At 71.8% G+C, this 2483-nt stretch carries 2 protein-coding genes; both read right to left on the bottom strand.

The window, feature by feature from the left end; all coding sequences use genetic code 11:
- Positions 1 to 1366, bottom strand: a 1366-nt coding sequence (locus tag DBR36_RS13360) for a DUF58 domain-containing protein (RefSeq protein WP_108320157.1), incomplete at its 3' end; no start/stop codon positions are given.
- A 46-nt stretch (positions 1367 to 1412) separates the two neighbouring features.
- The gene (locus DBR36_RS13355) at positions 1413 to 2378 is read right to left on the bottom strand and encodes a MoxR family ATPase (RefSeq protein ID WP_108320155.1); all 966 of its coding nucleotides are present in this window, start codon (positions 2376 to 2378) and stop codon (positions 1413 to 1415) included.
- Between the last annotated feature and the right edge of the window lie 105 nt (positions 2379 to 2483).

Genomic DNA, 2483 nt, shown 5'->3' with positions numbered 1-2483 from the left:
CTCCCCGCACGAGCAGGCCCGACAGGTCGTCGAGGGTGCCGATGGTCAGCACCGTCAGTCCGGCGACACTCTGCATCCGGGGGTGGGCGCGCTCGTCGCAGATGACCGCGGCGACCGCGGTGTCCGCCGGGAACGCGAGAGCGGCCTGTCGCAGGCGCGCGAGCGGGACGGCCGAACCCACCACCACGAAGGCGATCGACAGGCGCTCGTTCGCCTCGGACGCCAGACGGCACACGTCCTCGACCGCCATCGTGTTGTCGTGGCGATCGAGTCCGCTGAAACCGTCGAGCATCGCCCGGGGCGATACGACGGGCACGTGCCGGATGGCGCGCAGCCGGCCCTTGACGACACGGGGGATCTCGGAGCCGGTGACGATGTCGATGTCGCGCGCGTCGCGGACCGCGCGCAGCCCCAGCGAAGCGGCCGCCGACACCGCGAGCTCGTACTCGTCGGCATCCGCGTACTCGGGGGTCGCCGCGGCGAGCACCACCGCCATGCGGGAGCGACGCGACTCCTCGTACTGGCGCACCATCAGCCGACCGGTCTTCGCCGTCGACTTCCAGTGCACCTGTCGCCGCGAATCGCCGGGGACGTACTCGCGGATCGCGTGGAACGACATGTCGGCGTCGACCAGGCGTCGTGTGGCGCTTCCCTCGAGGTCGCGGACGAGGCCCGCGCTCGTCGACGGGAGGGCGACCGTTCGCGGATGGACGAAGAGATCGTGCACGTCGTCGAAGGCGTGCTCGCGCCGGAGCAGACCCACGGGATCGCTACGGACCGTGGTGACCGGCCCCACACGCACGACGCCGCGCGGGAGCGGCGGGATCACCAGCGGCTCGGTGGTCACGGCGCCGGGACGCAGGAACGGCACCCCGAACTCGACCAGCACCCGACCGACGGGGATGTCCAGACGCCCCGGAAGAGCGGCGCGGGCGCCGTCGTTGCGCACGACGATCTCGCCCGTGACGCCGGTGCCCGCGACGACCCGCTCGTGCGCGAGGTCCAGGTCGACGTCGTAGGAGCGCGCGCCGAAGAGGAACGGGACGCTCATCGCGAGCAGCAGAAGCGCGGCGCTGCCCGCGACCATCCACTCCACCCACCCGAAGAGCAATCCGCACACCAGCCCGACGCTCGCCGCGACGGCGACGACCGCCCCGGCGGGCCGAACGGTCCTGCCCGCCCAGCGCACCGCGGCGACCACGGCCTCGCGGATCGCGCGCCAGGCCTCGGCGAGGCGGACGACCGCCCGCACGATCCGGCGCTGCCGCCGCACCGAGGTCGAGGTGAGGGACGTGCGCGAACCGGTGCGGAATGTGCCGGCCGAAGTGCGCGTCAGGCGCGACTCGGTGAGGTTCACATCGGGCACCGCTCACCTCCCGGCGGCGATGGCGACGTCGAGCGAGGCTCCATGCTCACGCGCTCTCGCGCTGCGTGGGCGGCGCGGTGTCGAGCAGCACCTGACCGATCACGGCCTCCTGGGTGACGCCGTCGAACTCCGCCTCGGGGTGCAGGATCAGTCGGTGCGACAGCACCGCGACGGCGAGCGCCTTGACGTCGTCGGGGGTGGCGTACGTGCGCCCCTGGGACGCGGCCCGGGCGCGCGTCGCGCGCGTGAGCGCGAGGGCCCCGCGAATGCTCACGCCGAGGCGCACCTCGTCGGCCGTGCGGGTGGCATCCACGAGACGCGCGATGTAGTCGAGGACGAGAGCGTCCACGTAGACGCCTGCCGCGAGGTCGGCCATTCCCACCATCGCCTGCGGCGTGATGATGGGGCGCAGTTCGGCGGTGGCGACGGGCGCGCCGTCGAGGATGCGCACGGTCGCCGCGTGGTCCGGATAACCCAGCGAGGTGCGCAGCAGGAACCGGTCGAGCTGCGCTTCGGGCAGACGGTAGGTGCCGGCCTGCTCGACGGGGTTCTGGGTGGCGAGTACCAGGAAGGGCACGCCGACCTCGCGCGAGACGCCGTCGATGGTGACCTTGCCCTCTTCCATCACCTCGAGCAGAGCCGACTGCGTCTTGGGGCTGGCGCGGTTGATCTCATCGGCCAGCACGATGTTGGCGAAGATCGGCCCGGTGTGGAACTCGAACGTGCCCGTCTTCTGGTCGTACACGGTGATGCCCGTGATGTCGCCGGGCAGCAGGTCGGGCGTGAACTGGATGCGCGTGTTGGTGCCCTGCACCGACTGGGCCACCGCGCGGGCGAGCGAGGTCTTGCCCGTGCCCGGCACGTCTTCGAGCAGTACGTGGCCGTCGCTGAGCATCGCCGTGAGCACCAGCTCGACGACGTGCCGCTTGCCGAGCACCGCGCGCTCGACGTTGTCGGCGATCTGCGAGAAGGTCTGGGAGAACCAGGTGGCCTGCTCCTGGGTGATCGTCATGTCGAAGTCCTTCGAGGGCGTTGTCGGGGTGGGGCGGGGAAGGGCGGGATTCAGGATGCCGGGGTGCCCGGCTTGCACGTGCCGGACAGCGTCGAGGTGGCCTTG

Source organism: Microbacterium sp. HMWF026 (genome assembly GCF_003061325.1).
Classification (GTDB): Bacteria; Actinomycetota; Actinomycetes; order Actinomycetales; family Microbacteriaceae; genus Microbacterium; species Microbacterium testaceum_E.
The sequence above is the reverse complement of the archived record's forward strand: the minus strand, read 5'-3'. Positions and strand labels throughout refer to the sequence as shown.

What these genes read in the sequence shown, in the direction of transcription:
- DBR36_RS13355 (WP_108320155.1), bottom strand. Translation starts at nt 2,378, where the DNA reads ATGACGATCACCCAGGAGCAGGCCACCTGGTTCTCCCAGACCTTCTCG.